We start from the raw sequence: 26,675 nt of genomic DNA, 5'->3' as shown, positions 1-26,675 counted from the left end.
TTTTTATTATTAAATAAATTCACACTATAATGAGCGATAAAAATAAAGCACTTTTTTCTGAATTCCCTTCAGTTTCTACTGAACAGTGGATGGAAAGAGTGACCGCCGATTTAAAAGGAGCTGATTTTGATAAAAAACTAGTTTGGAAAAACCTTACTGGTATCAATATTCAACCTTGCTACAATACAGAAAATAAAATCACGCAGCTTAAAAATACTGGAGAAAATTCACAATCTTTAGTGAATTATCGTAACGTTGCTGTTGCAACTGCTGAAAGCGGTAACAAACTAGCTATAAAAGCTGTTGAAGAAGGAATGAACGGAATCATTTTCACTATAGAAGGAAATGTTGCTGTTGCTGAACTTTTAAACGGAATAGATTTAAACGAAATTACTGTTTCATTTGAGATTGCTTCTAATGCTGTTGCATTTGCCACAGATTTAGTTGCTTTTGCAAAAGATTCAGATTTAAAAGGATACATTAATACAGGTATTATTTCTAACTATGTAACAACTGGTTCTTTTGATGCTAGTCAAGTTGAAGCTGCTGCAGAATTAGTAAAATTAACTGCTAATTATCCAAACTTTAAAGCAATCACAGTTTCTGGAACTGAATATTTAGATTCAGGTGCAAACCAAGTTCAAGAAATTGCTTATACATTAAACTCTTTAGTTTTCTTAATTGAAAAACTTTCAGAAAAAGGTGTTGAAGCACAAACAATATTTAACAACTTAAACTTTAAACTAGCAATTGGTTTAGAATACTTTGTTGAAATTGGAAAATTTAGAGCATTCAACAGTTTATTAGCTGAAGTTGCTGCCAAATACGGAGTTGCTGAAGTTGCAAATACTGTTACTGCAAAAACTTCAATTTGGAGTAAATCAGTTACTGATGCTGAAACTAACTTATTACGTTGTACAACTGAAGCAATGTCTGCAATTTTAGGAAATGTAGATGGTGTTTTAATTGATGCTTACGATAAAGAATTTAAAGATTCTTCAGATTTTTCAAGTAGAATTGCTGGTAATATTACTACAATTTTAAAAGAAGAATCTTACTTTGGTAAGGTATCAAATCCAGTTGATGGATCTTACTATGTTGAAGAAGTTTCTTCAAAAATTGCAGAAAAAGCATTAGAATTATTCCAAGCTATTGAAGCTGCCGGAGGATTCTTTACTGCTTTTGAAAACGAAACAATTCAAGCTCAAATTGCTGAAATTCGTTTGAAAAAATTAAAATTAATTAGCCAACGTAGAACTCCAATGGTAGGTATTAACAAATACCCTAACCTAATGGAAACTGTTGCAACAGACATTCTTTCAACAGGTGGAGCAGATAATTCTAAAGTATTAACTCCAAGAAGAGCATCTTTAGAAATTGAAGCTATGCGTAGAGTTACTGAAGAATTAGTAGCAGAAACTAATGTACGTCCAATTGTACAGTTAGCTAGTTTTGGAAACTTAAATATGCGTAAAGCTAGAGCGGCCTTTGCTTACGACTTTATTGGTGTTAGCGGTTTTGACGTTCACCAAGAAGAAAGTTTTGACAGTGCTGAAGCAGCTGCTACAGAAAGTGCAAAATCAGATTCACATATTGTTGTTATCTGTAGTTCAGATCAAGATTATGATGAAAGCGCTGTTGACTTTATAAAAGCATTTAGAGCTATTGCTAAAAACAAAGTATTGTTATTAGCTGGTGCTCCAAAAAATATGGATGAATTAACTGAAGCTGGTTTAGATGGTGTTGTAAATATGAGAACTGACGTTCTTGTTACACTTTCTGCTATTCAGGAAAAAGTTCAAAAAACCTTAAAATCTTAAGAAGTATGAAACCAGATTTTTCAGATATAAAATTAAATTCAGCTGTTAAACAAACAGCTGCAACTTCAGAGAATCAAGACGTTTGGAATACTCCTGAAGGAATCCCTGTAAAAAAACAATTTGCAAAAGAAGATATTTCAGAAGCAGAACATTTAGGTTACGCTGCTGGTGTACCTCCATTTTTAAGAGGTCCTTATAGCGCAATGTACGCTATGCGTCCTTGGACGGTTCGTCAATATGCAGGTTTCTCAACTGCAGAAGAGTCAAATGCTTTTTACAGAAGAAATTTAGCTGCTGGTCAAAAAGGACTTTCAGTTGCTTTTGATTTAGCTACACACCGTGGATACGATTCTGATCACCCACGTGTAACTGGTGATGTTGGTAAAGCCGGTGTTGCCATAGATTCTATTTTAGATATGGAAATTTTGTTCGATCAAATTCCATTAGATAAAATGTCTGTTTCTATGACAATGAACGGTGCTGTATTACCAATTATGGCCTTTTATATTGCTGCTGCAAGAAAACAAGGTGTTTCTTTAGACAAACTTTCTGGAACAATTCAGAATGATATTTTAAAGGAATTTATGGTGCGTAACACTTACATTTACCCACCAGCACCTTCAATGAAAATTATTGGAGATATTTTTGATTATACCACTCAAAATATGCCTAAGTTTAACTCAATTTCTATCTCTGGTTACCATATGCAAGAAGCTGGTGCAACTGCAGATATTGAATTGGCTTATACATTAGCAGATGGTATGGAGTACATTAGAACTGGATTAAAATCTGGTTTAAAAATTGATGAGTTTGCTCCTCGTTTATCATTCTTCTGGGCGGTTGGTATGAATCACTTTATGGAAATTGCAAAAATGCGTGCTGCACGTATGCTTTGGGCAAAAATCATTAAGTCTTTCAACCCAAAAAATCCAAAGTCAATGGCATTGCGTACGCATAGTCAAACTTCTGGATGGAGTTTAAGTGAGCAAGATCCTTTCAACAACGTAGCACGTACTTGTATTGAAGCAATGGCTGCTGGTTTAGGAGGAACTCAATCTTTACATACAAATGCATTGGATGAAGCTATTGCTTTACCTACAGATTTCTCTGCACGTATTGCACGTAATACGCAAATCTTTATTCAAGATGAAACTCAAATGACCAAAGCGGTTGATCCTTGGGCTGGTTCTTACTATGTGGAGTACTTAACACAAGAGATTGCTAAAAAAGCTTGGAAATTAATTGAGGAAGTTGAAGAACTTGGTGGAATGGCAAAAGCTATTGAAACTGGAGTTCCAAAAATGCGTATTGAAGAAGCTTCTGCTCGTAAACAAGCTCGTTTAGATTCTGGTCAAGATATTTTAGTTGGAGTAAACAAATTCCAAACTGAAGAAGAATCTAATATTGAAATTTTAGAGGTTGATAATACAGTTGTTAGAGATTCTCAAATTGAGCGTTTAAATAAATTAAAAGCTGAACGTAATTCAGAAGTAGTTGCTGCAAAACTAAAAGCATTAGAAGACTGTGCTGGTGGTGCTGAAGGTAACTTATTAGAACTTGCTGTTGAAGCTGCTGAAAATTTTGCTACTTTAGGTGAAATTTCTGATGCTTTAGAAGTTCATTTTGGAAGACATAAAGCGGATACTAAATTAATAAGTGGCGTGTACGGTAAAGAAGTAGATAACGATAGTACGTTTGCAAAAGCACAGCAATTAGCTGATAAATTTGCAGAAATTGAAGGTAGAAGACCAAGAGTTATGATTGCAAAAATGGGTCAAGATGGTCACGATAGAGGTGCAAAAGTTGTTGCATCTAGTTTCGCTGATTTAGGTTTTGATGTAGATATGGGATCATTATTCCAAACTCCTGAAGAAGTTGCAAAACAAGCTATTGAAAACGATGTTCACTTTATTGGTGCATCTAGTTTAGCTGCTGGTCACAAAACATTAATTCCTCAATTAATTGAAGAATTAGCAAGTTTAGGTAGACCTGATATTATGGTATTTGCAGGTGGAGTTATTCCAGCCCAAGACTACGATTACTTATTCGAAAGAAAAGTAGCTGCAGTATTTGGTCCTGGTACTGTTATTTCAGAATCAGCGATTACAATTATGGAGAAATATTTAGAGCAAGAATAAGCTTTAAATTTCAACTATATTAAAAGCCCAAACATTTAATTGTTTGGGCTTTTTGTTTTCTATTGTAATTCTTAACATCTAGAAATGGTATAAAATAATTTTAATAGTAATAATTTATTAGCTCCGTTAGGTTTGTTCTATAACCTGCTTTAGAAAAATCTTTAAGTTGAATTCCTTGTAATTTTACTATTGAATCTATTGTTAAGTTTAATTGACCTGTTTCAATTCCTTTTAGTTCAACATTTGAAAAAATAGTTCCTTCAATTGGAGTTAACTCATCTTCTACAACTGCATCATATTGTGCTAATTGTCTTAATCTTATGCTTTTTGAATCACTATTGAAAATATTATTTTTCCAAGAGATAATTCCAATAGCAGAGGAATAGCCTTTCATAACTTTTCCTAATTCACCTTTAATGTGTTGAGGTGAAGTATTTGTAGGTCCTTTAAAAATGATAGAATCTGCAACTAAAATATTCTTTTCAAATACCATATCTGACGAATTTGCATAAGCAATAGATTGTAATCCTTTATCAAGGAAAACATTGTTTTTATAAGTGCATTTACGCGTCATATGTGCTTGAACAGGAACTGCTGCGTTATAGGATAGATTATTTTTTACAACACAGTTTTCGCAACCTTCATCAAGATAATATGCATAAACCTTTATTCCTGATTCTAATTTAGATAGAACAACATTATCTTTTACAATTGTGTTTTTATGACCAAACATATAAATAGCTCCTCCATCTTGCATAAAGGTTTTTATATTATGAATTACATTGCCTTCGACTAATGAATTATTACCTAATCCGTTTATTCCACAATATGGCATATTGTAAATTTCATTGTAAGAAATAGTATTGTTATTTCCGCCTCCAATAATTCCAACAGCGCTCATATACACTAAACCAATATCGTGTAATTTGTTGTTTTTAATTCTAAAATTATTAGCTCTAAATGAAATAGCACCGGCACCACAGTTATATATTTCACTTTCTTCTACTGAAATGTTGTTTCCATTAAGTCGAATTCCCCAGCCACCTACATTTTTTATAATTAATTTTTTGAGTGAAATATTACTAACCTTTTTTCCGCTAATTGCTCCTTCAAAACGATTTGCCCCATAACCACCAGTAATCAACTTTGTTGTTGTAGAAGATAAATTTAAACCTTCAATAGTTATATTTTTTGTGTTGGGTTCTAAAAAAATTATATTTTGATGTTTTGGCACAACTACTTCAATATTAGACACATCTTCACCTTCTTCAGGCCAATAATACAATCGTTCACGAGTTCTATCTAAATACCACTGCCCAGGTTTTAGCATACCTTCTTTGGTATTCCAAACCACATAAGTTTGTGCATTTTTATTTCTTTTTGCAAAAGCTCCTGGAGGATGCTGACTTTCATTGTCAAATTTTAGGATATTATTCTCCTTATCATGACCTTTAAGTCCAACAAGTGTTTCGTCCCATTCGTGATAAATAGTTAATTCAGCATTATTGACATCTATTTGAGGATTTAAATCTTCAGGAATATATTTTAGTGTTGTTTTTTCTATTTGCGTTGGTTTTCTTTCCCAGCCACCAGCTTCAGAAGACAACCATTTTACATCAAAAACATTTAAATGAGTAAACGCACCTTTTTCTGGAAATCGAGCTCTTTCTTTATAATCACCATTAACTTGAATTATTCTAAAATCCCATTCTCTATTTCTTGTATTGAGCACTTCAGCATAAATAAATTTATCCTCAGTTTTAAAATCTGTTAATTTAACACCTCCAAATAAAGTAGGTGCTTCTTCACTCCCAGCTTTTATAACTAAGCCATTATCTTTATCAGTCAATTTTATATTTACATCATAGTATTTTCCAGGATGAATAAGAATAGTTTTCTCTCCATTGTTTTTTCTTGTTTCAATTATAGCTCGTTTTATTGATTTAAATGGTGAATCAACGGAACCATCATTAGCATCGCTTCCTTTTATGCTAACATTATATTGCATATTATTAGTTTCTTTACAGCTTGAAACTGTAAATACTAGTAGTGAAAAAATTAATAAAGTATAAATTGGAGTTAATCTCATAGTTTCTTTTTTTATTTACTTGACTACCTTAGCTATTATTCTCTTAATCTTCGTTTATTAAACATCCAATTATCACCATTTTTATAGGCTGCTAAAGTGGCTGAATGAAAAGAAGGCCAATTATAGTTACCACGAGCTTTTTCAATTCTCTCTTCGCCAAACATTTCAATAGATGGTAGTTTAAAAGACTCGATAATCTGGGTGAGTTCTATCCTAATTTGTTGAGTTTTTTTACTTTCCTCCAAAGGAATATAATCTAATAAATTTCCAGATGTTGCACATTTCCATATACCCCCGTGACCATCCATCATATAATTTTTTGTTCTAACGGTACGTTCCAAGTCTAAAAAGCTAAATACATAAGGTTTTTCCTTAAACGGTTTGTTTTCAAGAACAGGTTTAAAACTTACACCATCTAATTCTTTTATGCCTGATGTATCAATTCCTCCAACTTCCAAAACTGTTGGATACATATCGGTAAAATCAACCATTACATCACTTACTCCTTTATTTTTAAGTGCACCTCCAAAAACAATAAGCGGCACCCGAACTCCAAGTTCTGAACAAGATCCTTTTCCATTGGCTAAGGTTGCATTATCTGCAGTAAAAAATATAATTGTATTATCATAAACATTTGCATCTTTTAATGTTTGTACTAACTCATCTACGTAATATTCCAATCGCTTAATTTGAGAACTAAAACCAGGTTTAGATCTTTTATTAGTATTACTTCCAATCGGCGTTTCAAACCAAGGATCGTGTGGTAAAACCATTGGATAATATAAAAAGAAAGGTTTATCTCGTTCTTTTTTAATAAAATCTAATGCAAATTTTTGACAAATATCTGGCGCAAAAGTGTTAGCATTACTAGGTTGTAATTCACCATTATTTATTACACATCCGTTCCAATAGAGTGCAGGATATTGTCCTTTTTCACTTCCTATTATTGCCTTATCCTTAAAAGTTTCAGAAGGTTTAGACCAAGAAAACCAAAGCCCATCCCAAACTACTTTACTTTCAAAAGGATTAAAATAGCCTCCTAATAGGGAATATTCATCGAATCCATACTCTTCTTGCCCTGCATTACCAGGTAAATGCCATTTTCCTGAAATAGCTGTTTCATATCCTTCATCTTTTAAAACTTTAGACATTGGTTTATGTTTTTTTGCAAAATTTGGATTATGGTTACTCAACTTATTGCCAAATACCCCTGTTTTTGAACCGTATTTACCGGACATTAACATGGCTCTTGCTGGCATACACAATGGAGATGCCCAACATGTAGTAAATTGCACACCTTCTTTAGCCAAAGCATCAATTACTGGAGTTTTATTTCCAGAAGGGTGTTTTGATGTTGCATAACAAGAGAATTCAACAGCGCTGCAATCATCTATCATCAAAAAAATGATGTTTGGTTTTTTCTCTTGTTGACCATAAGTCAAAAAGAATTGTAGTAATAATAGAATTGTAAGTTTAAAGATTTTCATTATTCAAATGGTATTAATAATTTCATTTTAAAATTTAGTTTTTTCAATATATTTATCGTGTTTTATAAAACATCTTCTTCAAACTTCTAATTAAAAATGGCAAATTAAACTTCATGACTATGTTAAATTCGTTGATATAATTGCCTATAAGAGCTAGGAGATTTTTGCTTGTACTTTTTAAACTGCCTATAAAAAAAAGATAAATTGTTAAACCCTGAAGCATACCCTATTTGTGATACAGACAAATCTGTTTCTATTAGCATTTTACTAGCAATGGTTATTTTATATTCATTAACATAACTTGAATATGTTTTATCAAAAGTTTTTTTAAAAAAGCGGCAAAAAGCTTCTTTACTTAGAGATAACTTATTTGATAATTCGGTTAACGAAGGTTCATTTTGATAATTATCTTTTATATAACTATTAATTATGTTTACTCTAGTACTTTCTTTTAACGAAAGGTCTTTACCAAAACTAGGACCTGCTAACAATTTTATTTTTGCCTTTGTTGCTAAAACATCTAATATTTTTAAAAAAGTTAAAATTCGTTCAAATGGAGTTTGTTCATAAATAACACTAAATAAATTCTCAAAAGAAAGAGCCGTTTTCTCATCAAACCAAATACCGTAACTCGATTTTGATAAGAGTTTTTTAATACTTGTAAATTCAGGTTTATCAAGCCAATTGTTCAATAATGAATCATCCCATTGTATTATTACGCATTTAACAGGCTTATTTTTAGCATCAATAGTTTTCCAAGAATGCGGAACATTTTTACCTACTAAAACCAAATCTCCCCTATTAAATTGCTGCATAGAATCTCCAACATATCTTATTCCTGAGCTTTGAATCATAAAAGTGAGTTCATATTGTGGGTGGAAATGCCATTCGGCCTTAAATTCTTTTTCTTCAAAAAGCTTAACCCTGAATGAATTATCTGGAGATGTTGTAACTTGTTTTAGTTGAGCTTTCATAAAACAAAATTAGCAAAAAAGAACATCATATTGATTAAATAAACTATTTGATACCTAATATAATCAATATAGTGCACAACTACTGTAAAATGATATATAATTTCATCCTTCAAAATAGAGATATTTGTAACATCAATAATTCAGTATGAAACAACTTATAGTATTCATTAGTTTTTTAAGCTTCTCAATCCAGAGTTGGGCACAAAACCCAATTATTACAAATATTTATACTGCAGACCCTACTGCAAGAGTTTATAATAATAAATTATATATATATCCATCTCATGATGTTCAATGGAATCCTGAATGGGAAAAATTGGGAGCTAAAAAAGAGAATCACGGTCATGTAATGACCGATTATCACGCTTTCTCTACAACAGATTTGGTTAATTACACAGATCACGGAGTTATTGTTGCACAAAATGATGTGCCTTGGGGTTTAAAAAACGGGTATGGTATGTGGGCGCCTTGTATTACCTACAAGAATGGGACTTACTATTACTATTTCCCTAACACACCAGCTGACAAAAGTGGTTTTCGTCAAACGGGACTTGCTACAGCAAAAAATCCAGAAGGTCCATTTACAATAGAACCAAATTATATAAAAGGCTTAAAAGGAATAGATCCAAATCCATTTATAGACGATGATGGCCAAGCTTATATGTATTGGGGAGGAGGAAAAGGAAATTCGTTAAAAGTTGTAAAACTTTCTGATGCTATGAAATCTATTGAAGGTGAAACTATAGCTATAAAGGGTTTACCTCAAGAATACAAAGAAGGACCTTTTGTTTTTAAAAGAAATGAAACCTATTACCTAACCTTTCCTCTAAACTACGATACTAAAAACAGTACAGAAGAAATTGCGTATGCAATTAGTAATAATCCATTAGGGCCTTTTGAGTTTAAGGGAACAATAATGGATAGATTTAAAGATCAATGGACCAATCACCATTCTATAGTTAACTATAAAAGACAATGGTATTTCTTTTATCATTACAATCATATTTCAAAGGCTGGCAACCTACGTTCAACCTGTGTAGATAGCTTATTCTTCAATAATGATGGAACTATCAAAAAAGTAAAACCAACATTGAGAGGTGTTGGAATTCATCCTGCTCTTAAAAAAATTGAAATAGATAGATATAGTAAAATTGAAAATGCAAAAGTAGATTTTACTAAAAAAGCAGGAATTCCAGAATGGAAAATAACCAATGTAAAACCAAACGCTTGGGTTAGTTACAATGCAGTAAACTTCGACACTAAAATAAAAAGTATACAATTAAATGTTAAAAGCAATTCTGATAAACCGATTATTGAAATTCGAGAGAATTCAATTAATGGAAAGTTAATTGCAAAAATTTCTATTAATAATACTCAAAATAAATGGGTATCAATTAGAAAAAAAATCAAATATAGTCCTAAAGGTATTGTCAATATTGTGTGCGTTTTTAAAAGCGATGTTGAAAATTCTGTTGAACTGGACTGGATAAAATTTAAATAAAATTATAAAGCTATTTAATAAAGCATTAAAATGAAAGATTTAGAAATTAGAGATGTAAAAATTTACAAAGCAGTAACCAATTTAAAAAAACCAATATCTGATGCTACCCATACGCTAACAGAAATTTCGTTTTTAATACTTCGAATTCAACTAGAAAATGGTGTAGTGGGAGAGTCTTATTTATTATCATTTCAGTATTCGCCAAATGCTATTGTTGGAGCTTTGAAAGATGTTATTCCGCATATTATTGGACATAAAACCAATGAGATGGGAATCGTATATGACAAATTAGATCATTTAGGAGAATATTTTGGTAATCAAGGTATTAATAGATGGGCTCAAGCTGCGGTAAATATTGCAATGTGGGATGCTTGGGGGAAAACTTTAAACCAACCTGTTCATAAAATTTTGGGTGTTTGTAAAGAAAAAGTATCTATTTATGGCAGTGGAGGTTGGATTTCTTATTCTATTGACGAACTTATCGAAGAAGTTACAGATTACGCCAATAGAGGATTTAAAGCAGTAAAAATTAAAGTTGGTTCACCAAAAGTAAGTACAGATGTAGAGCGTTTACGTTTGGTACGTGAAGCAGTTGGTGATAAGGTTGATATTATGATGGATGCTAATCAAGGTATGGATTTACCATCTGCAATGAAGTTGTCACGTCAAGCAAAAGAATTAAATATTAATTGGTTTGAAGAGCCAGTTAATCATCAAAATTTCCAAGCTTTTGAAATTTTGAAAAATCAAGCAGGAATTTCTTTAGCAATGGGAGAGCGTGAATTTGACACTTTACCTTTAAGAGAATTAGCTAGCAGAAATGCGTTAGATATTTGGCAACCAGATATTTTAAGAATTGGTGGTGTTGAAAAATGGAGAGAAAGTGCAGCATTGGCACAAAGTTTCAACTTACCAGTATTACCTCATTATTACAAAGATTATGATGTACCGTTATTATGTACAATCCCAAACGGAGTTGGTGCAGAATCGTTCGATTGGGTAGATCCATTAATTGACAATCCAATGGTGCTTAAAGATGGTTGTGCACAACCACACGATTTACCTGGTTGGGGATTCAATTTTATAGATGATTGTTTAACTGAAATAAAATAATATGGGATTAGAAGTTTTTTCATTAGAGAATAAAATTGCATTAATTACCGGTGGTGGAACAGGAATTGGACTTGGTATTGCAAAAGCATACGTTGAAGCAGGTGCTACAGTAGTTTTAACCGGAAGAAGAGAAGAAGTTTTAAAAGAAGCAGTTGCTGAATTAGGAAAAAATGCACATTATCGAGTAAATGATATTACCAATAAAAAGGAAATTCCAAACTTGGTAAAAAATATTGAAACTAATATTGGACCTATTGAAATTTTGGTTAACAATGCTGGAATTCATTATAAAGGAATGGCGCAAGAAACTGCTGATGAAGATTTTGAAAAGATTCTACAAACCAATGTAATTAGTGTATTTTCTTTAACTAGAGAATGTGCAAAATATATGTTGAAAAGGAAAAAAGGATCAATTATTATGATTGGTTCTATGGCAGGATTATTTGGTATTGATAAAGTAGTAGCTTACGGAACTTCAAAAACTGCACTAACAGGATTAGTAAATGCTTTAGTTACAGAATATTCTACAAGCAATGTACGTGTAAATGCAATTGCACCAGGATGGATAGAATCTAATATGTTTTTAAATGCAATCAATAATGATCCGCAGAGAAAACAGCAAATTACTAACCGAATTGCAATGGACCATTTTGGACAAACAAGCGATATTGGTAATGCAGCTGTGTTTTTAAGTTCTGAAGCTGCAAAATATATTACAGGTGTTGTACTTCCAGTAGATGGTGGTGCAACTGTAAACTTTTAAATTAAAAACAATGAAAAAACCAACATATATAACAGGTGATCATTCAAAAAGTCCTGCTTTTAATAACGAAAGTAGACTCGTTTACGGAACTTCAGGTTTAGGTGGTGTTTGGGGTAAAGTAGACCAAAGAGATTCTATTGATGCATTGCTTTATGCTTTTGAAAATGGAATTGAGGCTTTAGATACTGCTCCATCTTATGCCAATGCAGAATATTATGTAGGAATGGCACTAAAAGAGTGGCAAGGTAAAAAGCCTTTTGTAAGCACAAAAATTGGGCGATTAAAAGGAAAAGATGCCTTTGAAACCAAATTAGATTACAGTGCAGATGGTTTAAAACGTAGTTTAGAAAATAGTTTAAAAACTTTAAATCTTGATGTTATAGATTTACTTTTCTTACACGAACCTCAACTAGTTCCTTTAAAAAATATTGATGAAATTCTAACAACTTTAAAAGGTTTTAAGTCTGAAGGATTAGTAAAATCAATTGGTGTTGGCGGGAATCCTTCTCAAGAATTTATGCCTTTCGTTACCAAAGAAAACTTTGATGTTGTTTCTGGTTTTTTACATATGGATGCTTGTAATTTATCTGCATTTAATGGCGAAATTCAAAAATATCACAATGAGGGAATTGCTTATTACGCAGCTTCTGCCCTACACTTTTCATTATTAGGAAATCGCTTTGAACAATACAAAAAAGAAGGTGTTGATGGAGAATGGATTACACAGTTAGATTTAGAAAATGCTATTAGAGTAAAAGCGGTTGCCGATAAATATGGAATGTCGCTAGCTACCTTATCGCAACGCTATTTATTTTCAATAAAAGAGGCAGATAGAGTTGTTATGGGAGCAAGAACTCCAGCGCAAATAAAAGCAACTATTGACGATTGGAATGCCGGAAAATTAACAGAAGAATTGTTTAACGAAGTAACAGCTTGCATTAAATCAAATTAAAATGAAAGTAGTACGATTAAAAGAACCAGGAATCTGGGAAAAACTAGATATTGAACAACCAAATGAAGAATTAGCTTCGGGAAATGTGTTATTAAAAGTGAATAAAATTGGTGTTTGTGGAACAGATTTACACGCTTTTAAAGGACAACAACCATTTTTTAGCTATCCTAAAATTTTAGGGCACGAATTGGCTGTTGAAGTTGTTGCAGTAGCAGATGATGTTACCAATGTAAAAATTGGAGACCGTTGTTCGGTTGAACCTTATTATAACGAAGGAGTAAATCAAGCAGTTCGAAACGGCAAACCAAATTGTGGCGATAATTTAAGAGTTTTAGGTGTACACGTTGACGGCGGAATGCAAGAGTATTTTGTGTATCCTGCTAAATTTTTGCACGCAACTAACTCATTAACTGATGATCAATTAGCAATGATTGAACCATTGGCAATAGGTTGTCATGCTGTTGATAGAGCTGATATTGACGAAAATGATATTGTTTTGGTAATTGGTTGTGGACCAATTGGTTTGGGAACTATTCAATTTGTGCAATTAAAAGGCGCAAGAGTTATTGCAATGGATATTGATGATGCAAAATTGAAAAGTTGTCAAGAGATTACCAAAGTAAAAGATACTATCAATGCCTCAAGTAATGTTGAAGAAGAATTAAAAACTCTTTTAAACGGAGATTTACCTACGGTAATTTTAGATGCCACAGGAAATTCAACTTCAATGATGAATACCTTTAAATATGCAGCTGCTGGTGGAACTATTGTTTTTATTGGACTTTTTATGGGTGATGTTGTTTTCCACGATCCAAGTTTTCATAAAAAAGAATTGACATTAAAAGCAAGTAGAGCCGCAATGGGAGAAGATTTCGGAAGAATCATTAGATTAATTGAAGCCGGAAAAATTGATGCTACATCATTCATTACTCATAGAATAAATTTTGATGACGTTACAACCGAATTCGAAAAATTATATTCAGAAAAAGATTTAATCAAAGCGATTATAGAAATTAATTAACAGTAACTCGTCATGCTGAACTCGTTTCAGCATCTCATCATTAATAAAAATTAAGACTCGGAAACAAGTTCAGAGTGACGAAACAGACTTAAAAAGTTACCTAAAACAATACCAATGCAAGAAAAAAAAGCAAATTATTCACAATATTTAGTGCCGTTAATCATCGTAATGGCATTAATGTTTTTCTGGAATTTAAGTAGAAATATTAACGATGTTTTAATACCACATTTAAAAAGAGCTTGTCAATTAACCGACTTTCAATCATCATTAGTTCAATCTGCATTTTTTGGTGCTTATTTTGTTATGGCTTTACCTGCAGGGTGGTATATTCAGAAAAAAGGTTACAAAATGGGAATGATTACAGGATTAGCAATTGCAGCTGTAGGAGCTTTTATGTTTTACCCGGCTGCTGAAACTCGTGTATATTCATTTTTTCTAGCAGCATTATTTGTTATGGCAGCTGGTTTTGCCATTTTAGAAGTAACAGCATCTCCATACATTACCAAACTTGGAGATCCTGAAGGAGCTTCAAGCCGTTTAAGTATGGCTGCTGCAATTGGTTCTTTAGGAGCTACTATTGCACCTTCATTGGCAGCAGTGCTTCTTTTACACGAAGTAGATGTGCCTCAATCAACCATCGATGCTTTTTCTCCTACTGAATTGAATACATTTCTATCAGGAGAGGCGGATTTAGTAAAACCTCCTTATATAATTCTTGGTGCTATTTTGGTTGTTATAGCTTTGATAGTAGTTTTTACAAAATTGCCTGTAATTAAAGAAGAAGAAGGTGGAGATAAAAAATCTTTAAAAGATATTTTTAAATTCAAACATACGCTATACGGAGTTGGTGCTGAATTCTTTTATGTAGGTGCCGAAGTTGGTATTGTAAGTTTTATTATTCGTTATGCAAAATGGTTTAATTTACCAGAATTAACTGAACAAAAATCAGCACAATACATTACAGCTTTTATGGCTTTGGTTTTAGTTGGAAGACTGTTAGGTGTTTATATTTTAAAAAGATTTAAACCTCAACACGTATTGGTATTTTGTAGTATAAGTGCCTTTGCAATGGTAAGTTTAGCTATTGGAACAAACGGTCATTTTTCTTTAGCTTGCTTATCAATTGTTGGATTCTTTACATCTATCATCTACCCTATCATTTTCAGTTTAAGTATGAAAGATTTAAAAGAATATACAAAAACAGGTTCTTCAGTTTTCTTATTAGGAATTGTTGGTGGAGCAATTGTACCACCACTAATGGGATACATCTCTGATACTGCTGGAATTAAATATTCATTCATTATCCCACTAATCTGTTACGTATATCTATTATTCTTCGGAATAAAAGGATACAAGGTAAACATTAAAGCATAGCCAAATGAAAAATCAGTTCCGAAGATTTACGTATTTAATCACTTCTGAAAACAATTCTTTTTCTGAAGTATTAGAACAATTAAATTCTGAAGAAATTCAACAAAAATTGAAAGAAGTTGGGATTCTTTCGTTTGAAGTTTATAAAAAGGAAAACGACTTCTTTTTACTCATAGATACTGTACCAACACTGCATAGTTTAAGTATGAATAGTGCATTAAAAAGCATCAATTCAGATATAGATTTTCAACACGTTTTTCAGAAAGAAAATCTATCATTTTCATTTGAAAATTCACCATTAGAACGAATTTATAAATTTGAACAAAAGAAGGTTTATAATTCCAAAGAAGGACAATTAAAAACAGATATTGGTGCTAAAAAACGTTTCGTTTGGACCTTATTGCTAGAAGAAAACCCTGAATTAATGGCTGAATACAAAAGAGTTCACAGTATGGGACAAGCGTGGCCAGAGATTACAAATAACATGAAACAAGTTGGTGTTAAGGATATGGAAATTTACTTATCCGGAACACAAGCTATCTTAATAATGGATACCATTCCTGATTTCAATTTAGAAGAAATTGGTCCAAAATGGCAAAAACTACCAAGGGAAGAAGAGTGGCAAACTTATGTAGCTAAATTTCAGCGAACAAACCCAAATAGTTCTATTCAAGAAAAATGGCAGGATATGCTTCCGGTTTAATTCAAATCTTAATAAAGTGAACTTAAACATACAATCAAGAACATTCAGTCTTTTAATACTGTTATTATTTTCTGTTTTAGGGAATGCTCAAAATCGTCCAAATATAATTGTAATTCTTACAGATGATCAAGGGTACGGTGATTTAAGTTGTCACGGAAATCCGGTTATAAAAACTCCAAATATGGATAAGTTATATTCAGAATCTGTACGTTTCACAAACTTTCACGTAGATCCAACCTGCGCTCCTACTCGTTCTGCTTTATTAACTGGAAAATATTCACATAACGTTGGTGTTTGGCATACCGTATGTGGCGGAAATCATTTAAGAGCTTCCGAAGTGACAATGGCAGATGTATTTAAAAACTCAGGTTACAAAACCAGTTTATTTGGAAAATGGCATTTAGGAGCAAATTATCCGTACAGACCAATGGACAGAGGTTTTGACGAATGGTTAGGTCACGGAGACGGCGGAACCGGAACAACTGATGATTATTTCTATAACGACAGAGTAAATGATTATTATATACACAATGGAAAGCGTGAATACAGAGAAGGTTACGCTCCAGATGTATTTTTTGATTCCGCCATTGATTTTATAACAAATTCAGAAGATGAAAAACCATTTTTTGTGTATCTGGCTACCTATTTACCGCATCATCCGCATACTGTTCCAAATGCATCAATGATTGATAAATACAAAGGGAAAATTTCTGATTGGGTTGCCTATTTCTTCGCCGGAATTGATCGTGTTGATCAAAATATTGGAAAGTTAAGAAAGGCTTTAGAAGCATCTGGAAAAGCTAATAACACTATTCTTATTTTTATGTCTGACAATGGTGGAACAGCAGGCGTAAAACTTTACAATGCCGGAATGCGTGGACAAAAAACACAAGTTTACGAAGGTGGTCATAGAGTTCTGTTTTTTGTGCATTGGCCAAATGGAAATATTGCTCAAAATTCTGAAGTAAAAGATGTAACCGCTCATATTGATTTGCTTCCAACATTAATTGATGTTTGTAATTTAAATAAGCCTAAAGACGTAAGTTTTGATGGTAGAAGTTTTAAAAAACAGTTATTTAAACCAGAAAAAACACTTTCAAAACGAATTTTATTTGTAGAAAATCAACGTACTTTTAAAGCGCAATCTTGGTGGCAAACTGTCGGAATGATGGATAATTGGAGATTGATTGACAATAAGGAATTGTATGATTTATCAACAGATTTTTCTCAAAAAAATAATGTGATTGAAAAGTATCCGAAAGTTGTTAAAAAAATTCAAAAAGCACATTCAAAATATTGGAAACTGGTAACTCCAAACGATAGAGAAAAACCACGACCAATAATTGGAAATTCAGTTTCAAACGAATTATTTCTTTCTTCTTCAGACTGGTATTTACCAAAAGTTCCGTGGAATCACGCTCAAATTGCGAAAGGAAGTCCGCTTTCTGGAAGTTGGGAAATTGAAGTCGCTTCAGAAGGAATGTATAATTTTGAAATTAGAAGATGGCCACGTGAAGCTAATACTACCTTTCTGGGAATTCCTTCCTTCAAAAATAAAAAAGTGGATGCGTTTGATTCAACAGGTAAAATTGAAAAACTTATCTACGGGAATGAAATGAAATCTTTACCTGTAGCATTTGCAAAACTTGAAGTTGGAGAGTTTTCAGCAATAAAAAATATAACCGAAACGGATACACAAATTACATTCGATATAAAACTTAAAAAAGGATTTAACACCGTAAAAGGAACACTTTTGGATAAGCAGAAAAATGTTATTGCAGGTGCTTATTACGTGTACTTAACAAAAATTTAAAACAATGAAAAAAATTAGTATTCTACTGCTATTAATATTTCTAACTTTTGGTTGTAATAGTAAAAAAGAAAAAAGCGTAAAACAAGAATCATTTACGTATGAAGAGAATTGGGAGAGTCTAAAAAACTATAAAATTCCACAATGGATGAAAGATGCCAAATTCGGAATTTTTATTCACTGGGGACCACATTCTGTAGCTGAAATGAACTCCGATTGGTATTCAAGATGGATGTATCACGATAAAGGTCATATAGACCATATTACTGGTGAAGTAAAAGGAACAAAACCACACAAAGCCTACCTACATCATATTGAAAAATTTGGTGAGCACAGCAAAGTTGGATACAAGGACATTATTCCAATGTGGACAATGGAAAACTTCAATCCAAAAGATTGGGTGAGTTTATTTAAAGAAGCCGGAGCGCAATACGTAATTCCTGTTGCTGAACACCACGATGGGTATGCAATTTACGAATCTAGTATTACACCGTACAACGCGGTTACTATGGGGCCAAAAAGAGACGTTTTTAAAGAATTAGCTGATGAAATTAAAAATCAAGGATTAATTTTTGGTGCAAGTTCTCACTTGGCATTCAACTGGAATTTTTACAATCAACAGGAATATTTTGATACAGGAAATCCAAAATACGCAGACCTTTATGCACCTCAACACCCAGCAAATACTCCTGCAAGTAAAGAATGGCTTGCTGATACTTGGTGGCCACGTACCAAAGAAATTATTGACAAATACCAACCAGATGTTTTTTGGTTCGATTTTTATTTAGACCGACCAGAATTTGCTCCGTATCATAAAAAGTTAGCTTCGTACTATTACAATTCAGGATTAAAAAGAGATAAAGATGTGGTTTTACAAACAAAAAATCTAAACTACGAGTCGTACAAAGCCGGAACTCATATGCTGGATTTAGAACGAAGTAAAATGGATTCGTTAAGAACCGCTTATTGGCAAACGGATACTTCCATTGGAAAAAACTCGTGGTATTATGTTGAAGATTGGCAACCAAAATCTGCCGAAAGTTTAATTGCAGATTTAGTTGATATTGTAAGTAAAAACGGCTGTTTATTATTGAATATTGGTCCTAGAAAAGATGGAATTATTCCTGATGACCAGAAAAAAACATTGTTAGATATGGGTAAATGGTTAAAAGTAAACGGAGAAGCTATTTACGGTTCAAAATACTACGATGTATATGGCGAAGGTCCAACAAAAACCGAAACCGGACATCTTTCTGAAGGAAAAAATAAAGGATTTACTCAGGAGGATATTCGTTTTACAACTAATAACAATAATTTATATGCTACGGTTTTGGTTCCACCAACAGAAGACATAAAAATTAAGTACCTAAACACTTCAAAAATAAAGGTAAAGACTATTGAATTACTTGGTTATAAAGGAAAAGTTGAATTCTCTCAATCAGAAGAAAATTTAACAATTAATTTTCCTAAAAATGTTAATTTAGATTATGCTTGGGTGTTTAAAATAAAAAAATTATTTATTTAATAATACTGATTTAAAAACAAATGTTAAGATTAATTCTATTTTTGCACTTCAATATTAGATATGGATTTTTCAAAAGTAAAATTAGTAGTTACGGATATGGATGGAACTCTGTTAAACTCAAAAAGTGAGATTAGCAGTAATTTTTTAAGCATATACAACAATTTAAAAAAACACGACATTAAATTTATTGCGGCAAGCGGAAGACAATACTTTAGTATCATAGATAGATTTGATGAAAGCATTCAAAATGAAATTACAATAGTTGCTGAAAACGGTGCTTTTGCAATGGAAGGAGATAAAGAATTATTCACTTCTAATTTACCAACAGAATACATTACAAACTGCATTAATACACTACGTAAATTAGAGCATGTTTACATTGTTCTTTGTGGTAAAAAAGCTGCTTATATTGAAACTAAAGATGAGAAATTTATTAATATGTTTAAAAACTACTATTCGTCTTATGAAATTGTAGATGATATAACTGCAGTAACTGATGACACCTTTTTTAAAATTGCAGCTTATAATTTTGATTGTTCTGAAACTAACATTTATCCTGCTGTACAACATTTAGAAAATGATTTGCAAGTAATTGTTTCTGGAAAAAATTGGCTAGACATTTCTCATTCTAACGCAAACAAAGGCTTTGCTTTAAATATTCTTCAGAAGCAATTAAAAATTTCTAAAGAAGAAACTATGGTTTTTGGAGATTATAATAACGACCTAAAAATGCTGGAATTAGCAGACTTTAGTTACGCAATGGAAAATGCACATCCAAAGGTTAAAGAGGTTTCTAATTATCAAACAAAAACAAATGATGAAAATGGCGTTGAATATATTCTTGAACAGGTAATAAATTCAAGAGAATAAGTTTAATTTTTTGGATACCTGCCTTCGCAGGTATGACATAGTATTGGTTGTTTTCTGTCATTCCTGCGTAGGCAGGAATCTATTTAGCTTTAAGATTCTGAAATAAATTCAGAATGATATTTTTAAACTATATAGTTTTTTTAAATTCTTCCAATATATTTTGAGCTGCTTTTACAGGTGATATTTTTGCAGAAACAATATCCTTTTCTAAAGTTTTTAATTGGGTTGAAATAGCTTCTGAACCATAGAACAGATGTTTCAATTCTTCATTTATGTTATTGTACATCCAATCTATTTGTTGATGATTTCTATTCTTTAAAAAGTAACCATTTTCATCAACCAACTCTTTAAATTTTCCAACTTCATCCCAAACTTTATCAATGCCAATTCCTTTAATTGCTGAAGCTGTGCTTACAACAGGGCTCCAACCAGAATCAGCTAAAGGGAAAATGTGTAAAGCATTTTGATATTGACGCTTTGCCATTTTACTCATAGTAACATTATCACCATCAGCTTTATTAATAACAACCATATCTGCCATTTCCATAATTCCTTTCTTAATTCCTTGCAACTCATCTCCAGCACCAGCAAGCATTAATAACAAAAAGAAATCTGTCATACCATGTACCGCAGTTTCAGACTGCCCTACTCCTACAGTTTCAATTAAAATAACATCGTAACCGGCAGCTTCACACAACAACATTGTTTCGCCAGTTTTATTAGCAACACCTCCTAAAGTATCTCCAGATGCCGATGGACGAATATATGCTTCTTGCATATTTGCCAATTCTTCCATTCTAGTTTTATCACCTAAAATACTTCCTTTAGAACGCTGACTACTTGGATCAATAGACAATATAGCCACTCTTTTACCTTCCGCCACCAAATGCTTTCCAAAAGCTTCTATAAAGGTGCTTTTACCAACACCAGGAACTCCTGTAATACCAATTCTAATAGATTTACCTGAATTTGGTAATATAGCTTGTATAATTTCTTTAGCAAGTAGTTTATCGCTTTCCAAATTACTTTCAATAATGGTAATAGCACGAGAAAGTAATACTCTATCTCCTTTTAAAATCCCGTCTATATATGCAGATGGTTCTAACCTACCTTTTGGTTTGTAATTTTTCATTAATTTTATGTTGTGAAAGCCATTTTAATTTGGCTAATATTATCTTTTATTAACTGGCGCAAAGATACACTTATTCGCAAAAAGCTTCAACTTTTAGCGTTTTTGTTTCACATTAAAAGATAGTGTAAACCTATTTTCTACTTCCAAATATTCTTAGTAAAAACAAGAACAAGTTAATAAAATCTAGATATAAAGATAAGGCTCCTAAAATGGCACTTTTCTCCATACTATCGTCATTTTGAAAACCATTTACAGCAATTTTCTTCAGTTTTTGAGTATCATATGCTACTAAGCCTACAAATATTAAAACACCTAAATAAGTAATTATCCAATACATCATAGTGCTTTGCATAAATATATTTACAATTGAAGCTATAATTATACCTATTAAAGCCATAAAGGCTATGTTTCCTATTTTTGTTAAGTCTCTTTTAGTATAATAACCATATAAACTCATAGCTCCAAAAGTACCTGCTGTAATTATAAATGTTGAAGTTATAGATGCCGATGTATAAGCCATAAAAATAAACGACATTGTTAATCCGTTTAAAATAGCGTAAACTATATAGAGTGTTACAGCCATACTTGTGCTTAATTTATTAATTCTAGCAGATAAATACATTACCAATCCTAGTTCTCCAAATATAAGTGCGTAGAATAATATTTTGTTTCCAAAAATTAGCTGCATAAACTGTTCAGATCCTGCAGTAAAATATGCCGCAACACCTGTTATTAGCAATGCAATTGCCATCCAGTTATAAACCTTTGTTAGGTAAACCGAAATATTATGACTTACATCTAATTGTTTTTGTCCAAAATCTGGTGTTTGAAAATTATTTTCCATAGTGTACTACTTAATTTTTATTTCTAACAAAAATAAATATATCTATTCACTTAATTACGAGTTTTGTTCTTAAATAATTCAAAAAAAATAAATAAAATTGTATTGTAAGTAACAACTACTATTCTCGTCAAAGAATTAAAACAATACAATAATGAATAAATTACTTAAAGATAGCATAGAAAAAGGAATTTCATATAATGCATATAGAAAGCTAATAAAGGATTTACTTGCTGAAGAAAAATCTACCGGAAATATACAAAATGACGATATGTTAAACTATAGTTTGCTTAATGATAAGCGAATGGATAGGCTTGATAAAAAATTAAAAATTTCAGAAGAAACAGTTCTGGTTACAAAAAATCTTAAAAAAAATGTAACCTTTTTAACTATTGCTGAAGGTTGGTGTGGAGATGCTGCTCAAGTTTTACCTATGGTTAACAAAATTGCGGAAACCTCTACAAACATTAGCCTTAAACTTGTTTTAAGAGATGAAAACGAAGCTTTAATGAATCGATTTTTAACAAATGGCGGACAAGCTATTCCAAAAATAATTGTTATTGATGAAGAAAACAATGTTATTGACTCATTTGGTCCAAGACCTTCTACAGCTACAAAAATGGTAGCAGATTATAAAAATGAACACGGTAGTTTAGATGCTGAATTCAAGAAAAATCTACAACTTTGGTACAATAAAGACAAAGGTGCTAATACCGAAAAAGACATTGTTGAGTTATTAAAGGCTTTATAAGCCATTATTAAACTTATTGACATACCTTTGCCGCTTAAACAATAAGTAATGATTGTAGATTATAAAAAAATACCTGCTTGGTGTAAATTATGGGTTTTTCCTTCTAGTAGAAAGTTTTACCCTCAAGAAATTGAAGCTTTAAAAGAAAAAATTGAAAATTTCTTAAATAATTGGACTAATGAAGGACAATCTATAAACTGTTGGTACAAATTTAAGTACGATCGTTTTATTGCTATTGCTGCAGATGATTCTGAAATTACTTTATCGTTAAAAGCTCATGACGAGTTGGCCGCCTTTATTTTAGAACTTGAAAAAAGTTACGAAATAATGCTACTAGACAAAATAAATGTTTGTTATAAACAAGGAGAATTTGTTCAATACAAAGATTTAAAGGAGTTTAAAAAAATGATGAAAAACAAAGGTGTTTCTAAAAAAACTACGGTTTTTAATAATTTAGTTACTACCGTTGGAGAATTTAGACATGATTGGGAAATAAATATAATGGATAGTTGGCTGGGTAGATTTTTATAAAAAGAACACTCCTAATCCAAAAGATAAACTATTTAGTTTGCCGTTTTTATAATTAGCAATTGTTTTTTGATGAAAATCTAAACCTATTTGAAAGCCAATTTTGTCGCTAGAGCTAACTTCAACACCTAAACCAAATTTATGGTAGTTTCCTCTTTCAAAACCATTGCCTAGTTTTAATAATTTACCATAACCTGCAACGGCATAAAACCGATCATCGTCATTTTTTGCTATGTTAAATTTAGCATCTGCAAAGTAAGGCACAGCCAATATGCTAATTTCTGGATGCCAATCTAAACCAATATTTAAACCTGCAGAAAGTCGATTATTTAGCTTAACATCAACACCATTTCTAACCATTAAAGCATTGGGTACAAAAAGAGTTTCGTCTTCGTAATCACCAAAATCTTTATTTAACATTAAAGTGGCGCTTAAACTAACATTGTAATTTATTTGACGCTGAGAAAAGGATAAAAAACTACAACATAGTAATATAGAAACAAGAACAATTTTTTTCATAGAATTTATAACTTATAAACTAGCTATAAACTCATCAATTTCCATACCATTATTAACATCAAAATCTCCTATTTTAGTTCTTCTTAACTTAGATAAATGTGCTCCAGAATTTAAAGCTAAACCAAAATCATAGGCTAGAGATCTAATATAAGTTCCTTTGCTACAAACTACTCTAAATTCAACTTTAGGAAAATCAATTTTTGTTATTTCAAACTCAGAAATTGTAACTTTTCTTGTTTTAATTTCGGTAGTTTCACCAGCTCTAGCAAGCTCGTACAAGCGCTTACCTTCTTTTTTAATTGCCGAAAAAATTGGTGGTTTTTGATTTATTTCACCTTTAAATTTCTCGGTAGTCTTTTTAATTATTTCTTCAGTAATATGGCCCGTAGAAAATGTTTCATTTATTTCAGTTTCTAAATCGTAACTTGGTGTTGTTGCTCCCAACGTAATTTCGCCAGTATACTCTTTAATTTGAGCTTGGTAGGTTTCTATTTTTTTAGTGAATTTACCAGTACAAAGTATTAATAAACCTGTAGCCAAAGGGTCTAAAGTACCCGCATGACCAACTTTTATATTTTTAATTTTAAACTTTTGTTTAATGTGCCAACGTAATTTATTAACCACCTGAAACGAAGTCCATGTTAAAGGTTTATCAATTAATAAAACTTGTCCGTTTTTAAAATCCTCTAAAGTTTTCACTACTTTTTAGCCTAATAAAGTTACTGAAATTGCAATTACACCTACTATAAAACAGTATATCGAAAAATACGAAAGTTTACTTTTCTTTACTAAAGATATCATCCATTTACAAGCAAATAAACCAGCAACAAAAGCAGCAATAAAACCAACACTTAGCGCACCTATTTGATTACTTTCAAAAGAAATTGAACCACCCATTAAATCTTTTGCTATTTTTCCAAAAATTAATGGTACAACCATTAAAAATGAGAAACGCGCAGCTTTTGTTCTATCTACACCTAATAAAACCGAAGTAGAAATAGTTGCTCCAGATCTAGAAATTCCAGGCATCATTGCCAACGCTTGTGAAACCCCAATTACAAAGGCACTAAAAAAAGTTACTTTTTTAGTAGTATTTTTAGCTTTATCTGCAAATAATAAAAGCAAAGCCGTTATTATTAACATAAAACCAACTAATAAAATTTGACCTCCAAAAAACGATTCTATTTCCTCTTCAAAATATAAACCTATGGCTACCGCTGGCAACATAGATAATATTATTTTTAAAGAAAACTGCAATTCTTCATTCCATTTAAATTGGAATAAACCTTTAAATATTTCAACAATTTCTTTTCTAAAAATAACTAAGGTACTTAAAGCTGTTGCAAAGTGAAGCACAACGGTAAAGGTTAAACTTTCTTCGGGTAATGAATTATCTCCTAAAATCGCTTTTGCAATTTCTAAATGACCACTTGACGATACTGGTAAAAACTCAGTTAAACCTTGAACTATTCCTAAAATTATTGCTTCAATATAACTCATTTACGCTTTTTTAGATTTTGCCATAATTGCATAAATTTCAATTCCTAAACCTAGTAAAACTAAGGTTGGCGCTAAACGAATTCTTCTAAAACTATAAATTTCTTCATTAAAAACATTTGGGTCGTCACTACCACCACCGGCCATTAAAATAAAGCCTAATGCAATAACAGCAACGCCAACCAACATTAGCATATAATTTTTTTTCTGAAATAAAAATTCACTTTTATTTTCTGTTTCTTTCTGTTTCATTTTTTAATAATAAAGTTCGTCTGTTCTTAAATTTAAGAATCTTTTTGTAGCAAAAAATGTGCTTAACCAAGTTATAAAAACTCCTAAAAGAATAATTCCTGCAGCTAAAATTCCATATAATTTATAGTCTACCAATAATTCTAATTCTGGAATAGTTTCATTTAAATAAAATACAAATGCAGCTAAAGCTACTATTGCTACAACACTACCAAATATACCTAATTTTATACTTTGCCAAATAAATGGTCTACGAATAAACTTTTTTGTTGCCCCAACCATTTGCATAGTTTTTAACGTAAATCTTTTTGAATATACCGACAATCGAATTGAACTATTGATTAAAACTACTGCTATAATTGCAAAAACACCACTAAAAATAAGCATCCAAAAACTTAAACGATTTATATTTTTAGTTAATAACTCTATCAATGGCTTATCAAAAACCACATCTTTTACGATACTTCTTATCAAAAGGTTTTTTTCAATTTGAGCCATTTTTTCTGGTGTTACAAATTCTGATTTTAAGGTAACATCAATGGCGTTTTTAAGAGGATTTTCCCCTAAAAATTCTAAAAAATTCTCTCCTAAATCTTTACTATAACTTTCTGCAGCTTCTTTTTTTGAAATATAGGTTACAGTTTTTGTGTATTCAGCTTTTTTAAGTTCAGCCTGTAAAATTTCAATATCCGCCTTTTTTGCATTGTCTTTTAAGAAAATTGAAATAGCAACTTGCTCTTTAAAATGCTTAGCTATGCTATTTGTTTTAATCATAATTAAACCTAAAAGCCCAACTAAAAACAATACCAAAGCAATGCTTACTATTACTGAAAAATAAGAGGATCTAAGTCTTCTTTTTTGATATTTTTCGAAAGAATTATTCAATTATCATCATTTTTAAAAGAGTTTGCAATATACAAATTGTTGTTTGTTTTTTTATTGTTGAAGCATTTAATAGTTTAAATGTTTAAAACGCAGTTAAAAAGCATTTATTTTACTTATATTAATTAACTAATTATGT

Annotated in this window: 24 protein-coding genes; 14 read left to right on the top strand and 10 right to left on the bottom strand. The window is 31.5% G+C overall.

From position 1 onward, the window contains the following. Positions 1 to 29 precede the first annotated feature (29 nt). Together BLU40_RS13310 and scpA are read left to right on the top strand one after the other, a co-directional pair. Positions 30 to 1,820 (top strand): methylmalonyl-CoA mutase family protein, encoded by a 1,791-nt coding sequence (locus BLU40_RS13310; protein WP_090124470.1) that lies wholly within the window; start codon positions 30 to 32, stop codon positions 1,818 to 1,820. 5 nt (positions 1,821 to 1,825) lie between these two features. Continuing rightward, a complete protein-coding gene (scpA, locus tag BLU40_RS13305; protein ID WP_090124467.1) occupies positions 1,826 to 3,958 on the top strand; it encodes a methylmalonyl-CoA mutase in 2,133 nt (710 codons plus the stop codon). Positions 3,959 to 4,058: 100 nt separating this feature from the next. On the opposite strand, the gene BLU40_RS13300 is transcribed toward scpA, so the two are convergent. The 3 genes from BLU40_RS13300 to BLU40_RS13290 form a co-directional block, all read right to left on the bottom strand. Then, a complete protein-coding gene (locus tag BLU40_RS13300; RefSeq protein WP_090124464.1) occupies positions 4,059 to 6,047 on the bottom strand; it encodes a right-handed parallel beta-helix repeat-containing protein in 1,989 nt (662 codons plus the stop codon). A gap of 35 nt (positions 6,048 to 6,082) precedes the next feature. Then, positions 6,083 to 7,534 carry a sulfatase-like hydrolase/transferase gene (locus BLU40_RS13295; protein WP_090124462.1) on the bottom strand — a complete coding sequence of 484 codons (1,452 nt, stop codon included), beginning with the start codon at positions 7,532 to 7,534 and terminating at the stop codon, positions 6,083 to 6,085. 122 nt (positions 7,535 to 7,656) lie between these two features. Then, positions 7,657 to 8,508 (bottom strand): AraC family transcriptional regulator, encoded by an 852-nt coding sequence (locus tag BLU40_RS13290; RefSeq protein ID WP_090124459.1) that lies wholly within the window; start codon positions 8,506 to 8,508, stop codon positions 7,657 to 7,659. Positions 8,509 to 8,653: 145 nt separating this feature from the next. On the opposite strand from BLU40_RS13290, the gene BLU40_RS13285 reads away from it, so the two are divergent. From BLU40_RS13285 to BLU40_RS13240, 10 genes are all read left to right on the top strand, one after another. After that, entirely contained in the window at positions 8,654 to 10,009 is a 1,356-nt protein-coding gene (locus BLU40_RS13285) for a family 43 glycosylhydrolase (protein ID WP_090124456.1), read from the top strand. 30 nt (positions 10,010 to 10,039) lie between these two features. Continuing rightward, positions 10,040 to 11,122, top strand: coding sequence for a mandelate racemase/muconate lactonizing enzyme family protein (locus BLU40_RS13280; RefSeq protein ID WP_090124453.1), 1,083 nt, complete (start codon positions 10,040 to 10,042; stop codon positions 11,120 to 11,122). 1 nt (position 11,123) lies between these two features. Beyond that, positions 11,124 to 11,885, top strand: a complete 762-nt coding sequence (locus BLU40_RS13275; protein ID WP_090124450.1) for an SDR family NAD(P)-dependent oxidoreductase — start codon at positions 11,124 to 11,126, stop codon at positions 11,883 to 11,885. A 10-nt stretch (positions 11,886 to 11,895) separates the two neighbouring features. Next, positions 11,896 to 12,837, top strand: a complete 942-nt coding sequence (locus BLU40_RS13270; protein ID WP_090124447.1) for an aldo/keto reductase — start codon at positions 11,896 to 11,898, stop codon at positions 12,835 to 12,837. 1 nt (position 12,838) lies between these two features. Beyond that, positions 12,839 to 13,858, top strand: a complete 1,020-nt coding sequence (locus tag BLU40_RS13265) for a zinc-binding alcohol dehydrogenase family protein (protein WP_090124445.1) — start codon at positions 12,839 to 12,841, stop codon at positions 13,856 to 13,858. A gap of 114 nt (positions 13,859 to 13,972) precedes the next feature. Continuing rightward, positions 13,973 to 15,232 carry an L-fucose:H+ symporter permease gene (fucP, locus tag BLU40_RS13260; protein ID WP_090124443.1) on the top strand — a complete coding sequence of 420 codons (1,260 nt, stop codon included), beginning with the start codon at positions 13,973 to 13,975 and terminating at the stop codon, positions 15,230 to 15,232. A gap of 4 nt (positions 15,233 to 15,236) precedes the next feature. Further along, a complete protein-coding gene (locus tag BLU40_RS13255) occupies positions 15,237 to 15,932 on the top strand; it encodes an L-rhamnose mutarotase (protein ID WP_090124440.1) in 696 nt (231 codons plus the stop codon). 16 nt (positions 15,933 to 15,948) lie between these two features. Further along, positions 15,949 to 17,745 carry an arylsulfatase gene (locus BLU40_RS13250; protein WP_245729953.1) on the top strand — a complete coding sequence of 599 codons (1,797 nt, stop codon included), beginning with the start codon at positions 15,949 to 15,951 and terminating at the stop codon, positions 17,743 to 17,745. A gap of 4 nt (positions 17,746 to 17,749) precedes the next feature. Further along, entirely contained in the window at positions 17,750 to 19,267 is a 1,518-nt protein-coding gene (locus BLU40_RS13245) for an alpha-L-fucosidase (protein WP_090124437.1), read from the top strand. 60 nt (positions 19,268 to 19,327) lie between these two features. Next, on the top strand, positions 19,328 to 20,137 hold the full coding sequence (locus BLU40_RS13240) for an HAD family hydrolase (protein WP_090124434.1): 810 nt from the start codon (positions 19,328 to 19,330) through the stop codon (positions 20,135 to 20,137). A 127-nt stretch (positions 20,138 to 20,264) separates the two neighbouring features. On the opposite strand, the gene meaB is transcribed toward BLU40_RS13240, so the two are convergent. Together meaB and BLU40_RS13230 are read right to left on the bottom strand one after the other, a co-directional pair. Continuing rightward, the gene (meaB, locus tag BLU40_RS13235) at positions 20,265 to 21,269 is read right to left on the bottom strand and encodes a methylmalonyl Co-A mutase-associated GTPase MeaB (RefSeq protein WP_090124426.1); all 1,005 of its coding nucleotides are present in this window, start codon (positions 21,267 to 21,269) and stop codon (positions 20,265 to 20,267) included. A gap of 130 nt (positions 21,270 to 21,399) precedes the next feature. Beyond that, on the bottom strand, positions 21,400 to 22,113 hold the full coding sequence (locus BLU40_RS13230; RefSeq protein ID WP_090124423.1) for a Bax inhibitor-1/YccA family protein: 714 nt from the start codon (positions 22,111 to 22,113) through the stop codon (positions 21,400 to 21,402). 151 nt (positions 22,114 to 22,264) lie between these two features. On the opposite strand from BLU40_RS13230, the gene BLU40_RS13225 reads away from it, so the two are divergent. Together BLU40_RS13225 and BLU40_RS13220 are read left to right on the top strand one after the other, a co-directional pair. After that, the gene (locus BLU40_RS13225) at positions 22,265 to 22,861 is read left to right on the top strand and encodes a thioredoxin family protein (protein ID WP_090124421.1); all 597 of its coding nucleotides are present in this window, start codon (positions 22,265 to 22,267) and stop codon (positions 22,859 to 22,861) included. Positions 22,862 to 22,909: 48 nt separating this feature from the next. Then, the gene (locus BLU40_RS13220; RefSeq protein WP_090124419.1) at positions 22,910 to 23,392 is read left to right on the top strand and encodes an ABC transporter ATPase; all 483 of its coding nucleotides are present in this window, start codon (positions 22,910 to 22,912) and stop codon (positions 23,390 to 23,392) included. Here BLU40_RS13220 and BLU40_RS13215 read toward each other — a convergent pair. From BLU40_RS13215 to BLU40_RS13195, 5 genes are all read right to left on the bottom strand, one after another. Further along, positions 23,387 to 23,809, bottom strand: a complete 423-nt coding sequence (locus BLU40_RS13215; protein WP_139170968.1) for a hypothetical protein — start codon at positions 23,807 to 23,809, stop codon at positions 23,387 to 23,389. The two genes, BLU40_RS13220 and BLU40_RS13215, sit on opposite strands and share 6 nt — an antisense overlap. A gap of 111 nt (positions 23,810 to 23,920) precedes the next feature. After that, positions 23,921 to 24,607 carry a tRNA pseudouridine(55) synthase TruB gene (gene truB / locus BLU40_RS13210; RefSeq protein ID WP_090124413.1) on the bottom strand — a complete coding sequence of 229 codons (687 nt, stop codon included), beginning with the start codon at positions 24,605 to 24,607 and terminating at the stop codon, positions 23,921 to 23,923. 6 nt (positions 24,608 to 24,613) lie between these two features. Further along, a complete protein-coding gene (uppP, locus tag BLU40_RS13205) occupies positions 24,614 to 25,408 on the bottom strand; it encodes an undecaprenyl-diphosphatase UppP (protein ID WP_090124410.1) in 795 nt (264 codons plus the stop codon). Then, positions 25,409 to 25,657 carry a DUF3098 domain-containing protein gene (locus tag BLU40_RS13200; RefSeq protein WP_090124407.1) on the bottom strand — a complete coding sequence of 83 codons (249 nt, stop codon included), beginning with the start codon at positions 25,655 to 25,657 and terminating at the stop codon, positions 25,409 to 25,411. Between the two features lie 3 nt (positions 25,658 to 25,660). Beyond that, entirely contained in the window at positions 25,661 to 26,539 is an 879-nt protein-coding gene (locus BLU40_RS13195) for a cell division protein FtsX (RefSeq protein WP_090124405.1), read from the bottom strand. Positions 26,540 to 26,675: the final 136 nt, after the last annotated feature.

This window comes from Lutibacter oricola (genome assembly GCF_900106565.1).
In the GTDB taxonomy this organism is placed as follows: domain Bacteria; phylum Bacteroidota; class Bacteroidia; order Flavobacteriales; family Flavobacteriaceae; genus Lutibacter; species Lutibacter oricola.
Note: the sequence above shows the minus strand (reverse complement) of the source record. Positions and strands in the feature narration are given on the sequence as shown.

Bases quoted from the DNA above. Each gene is read 5' to 3' on its own strand.
- BLU40_RS13220 (WP_090124419.1), top strand. From the start codon at position 22,910: ATGATTGTAGATTATAAAAAAATACCTGCTTGGTGTAAATTATGGGTT.
- BLU40_RS13285 (WP_090124456.1), top strand. From the start codon at position 8,654: ATGAAACAACTTATAGTATTCATTAGTTTTTTAAGCTTCTCAATCCAG.
- BLU40_RS13255 (WP_090124440.1), top strand. From the start codon at position 15,237: ATGAAAAATCAGTTCCGAAGATTTACGTATTTAATCACTTCTGAAAAC.
- meaB (WP_090124426.1), bottom strand. From the start codon at position 21,269: ATGAAAAATTACAAACCAAAAGGTAGGTTAGAACCATCTGCATATATA.
- BLU40_RS13200 (WP_090124407.1), bottom strand. From the start codon at position 25,657: ATGAAACAGAAAGAAACAGAAAATAAAAGTGAATTTTTATTTCAGAAA.
- scpA (WP_090124467.1), top strand. From the start codon at position 1,826: ATGAAACCAGATTTTTCAGATATAAAATTAAATTCAGCTGTTAAACAA.
- BLU40_RS13300 (WP_090124464.1), bottom strand. From the start codon at position 6,047: ATGAGATTAACTCCAATTTATACTTTATTAATTTTTTCACTACTAGTA.
- BLU40_RS13230 (WP_090124423.1), bottom strand. From the start codon at position 22,113: ATGGAAAATAATTTTCAAACACCAGATTTTGGACAAAAACAATTAGAT.
- BLU40_RS13280 (WP_090124453.1), top strand. From the start codon at position 10,040: ATGAAAGATTTAGAAATTAGAGATGTAAAAATTTACAAAGCAGTAACC.
- uppP (WP_090124410.1), bottom strand. From the start codon at position 25,408: ATGAGTTATATTGAAGCAATAATTTTAGGAATAGTTCAAGGTTTAACT.
- BLU40_RS13310 (WP_090124470.1), top strand. From the start codon at position 30: ATGAGCGATAAAAATAAAGCACTTTTTTCTGAATTCCCTTCAGTTTCT.
- BLU40_RS13240 (WP_090124434.1), top strand. From the start codon at position 19,328: ATGGATTTTTCAAAAGTAAAATTAGTAGTTACGGATATGGATGGAACT.
- BLU40_RS13295 (WP_090124462.1), bottom strand. From the start codon at position 7,534: ATGAAAATCTTTAAACTTACAATTCTATTATTACTACAATTCTTTTTG.
- BLU40_RS13245 (WP_090124437.1), top strand. From the start codon at position 17,750: ATGAAAAAAATTAGTATTCTACTGCTATTAATATTTCTAACTTTTGGT.
- BLU40_RS13225 (WP_090124421.1), top strand. From the start codon at position 22,265: ATGAATAAATTACTTAAAGATAGCATAGAAAAAGGAATTTCATATAAT.
- BLU40_RS13265 (WP_090124445.1), top strand. From the start codon at position 12,839: ATGAAAGTAGTACGATTAAAAGAACCAGGAATCTGGGAAAAACTAGAT.
- fucP (WP_090124443.1), top strand. From the start codon at position 13,973: ATGCAAGAAAAAAAAGCAAATTATTCACAATATTTAGTGCCGTTAATC.
- BLU40_RS13270 (WP_090124447.1), top strand. From the start codon at position 11,896: ATGAAAAAACCAACATATATAACAGGTGATCATTCAAAAAGTCCTGCT.
- BLU40_RS13215 (WP_139170968.1), bottom strand. From the start codon at position 23,809: ATGTTAAATAAAGATTTTGGTGATTACGAAGACGAAACTCTTTTTGTA.
- BLU40_RS13290 (WP_090124459.1), bottom strand. From the start codon at position 8,508: ATGAAAGCTCAACTAAAACAAGTTACAACATCTCCAGATAATTCATTC.
- BLU40_RS13275 (WP_090124450.1), top strand. From the start codon at position 11,124: ATGGGATTAGAAGTTTTTTCATTAGAGAATAAAATTGCATTAATTACC.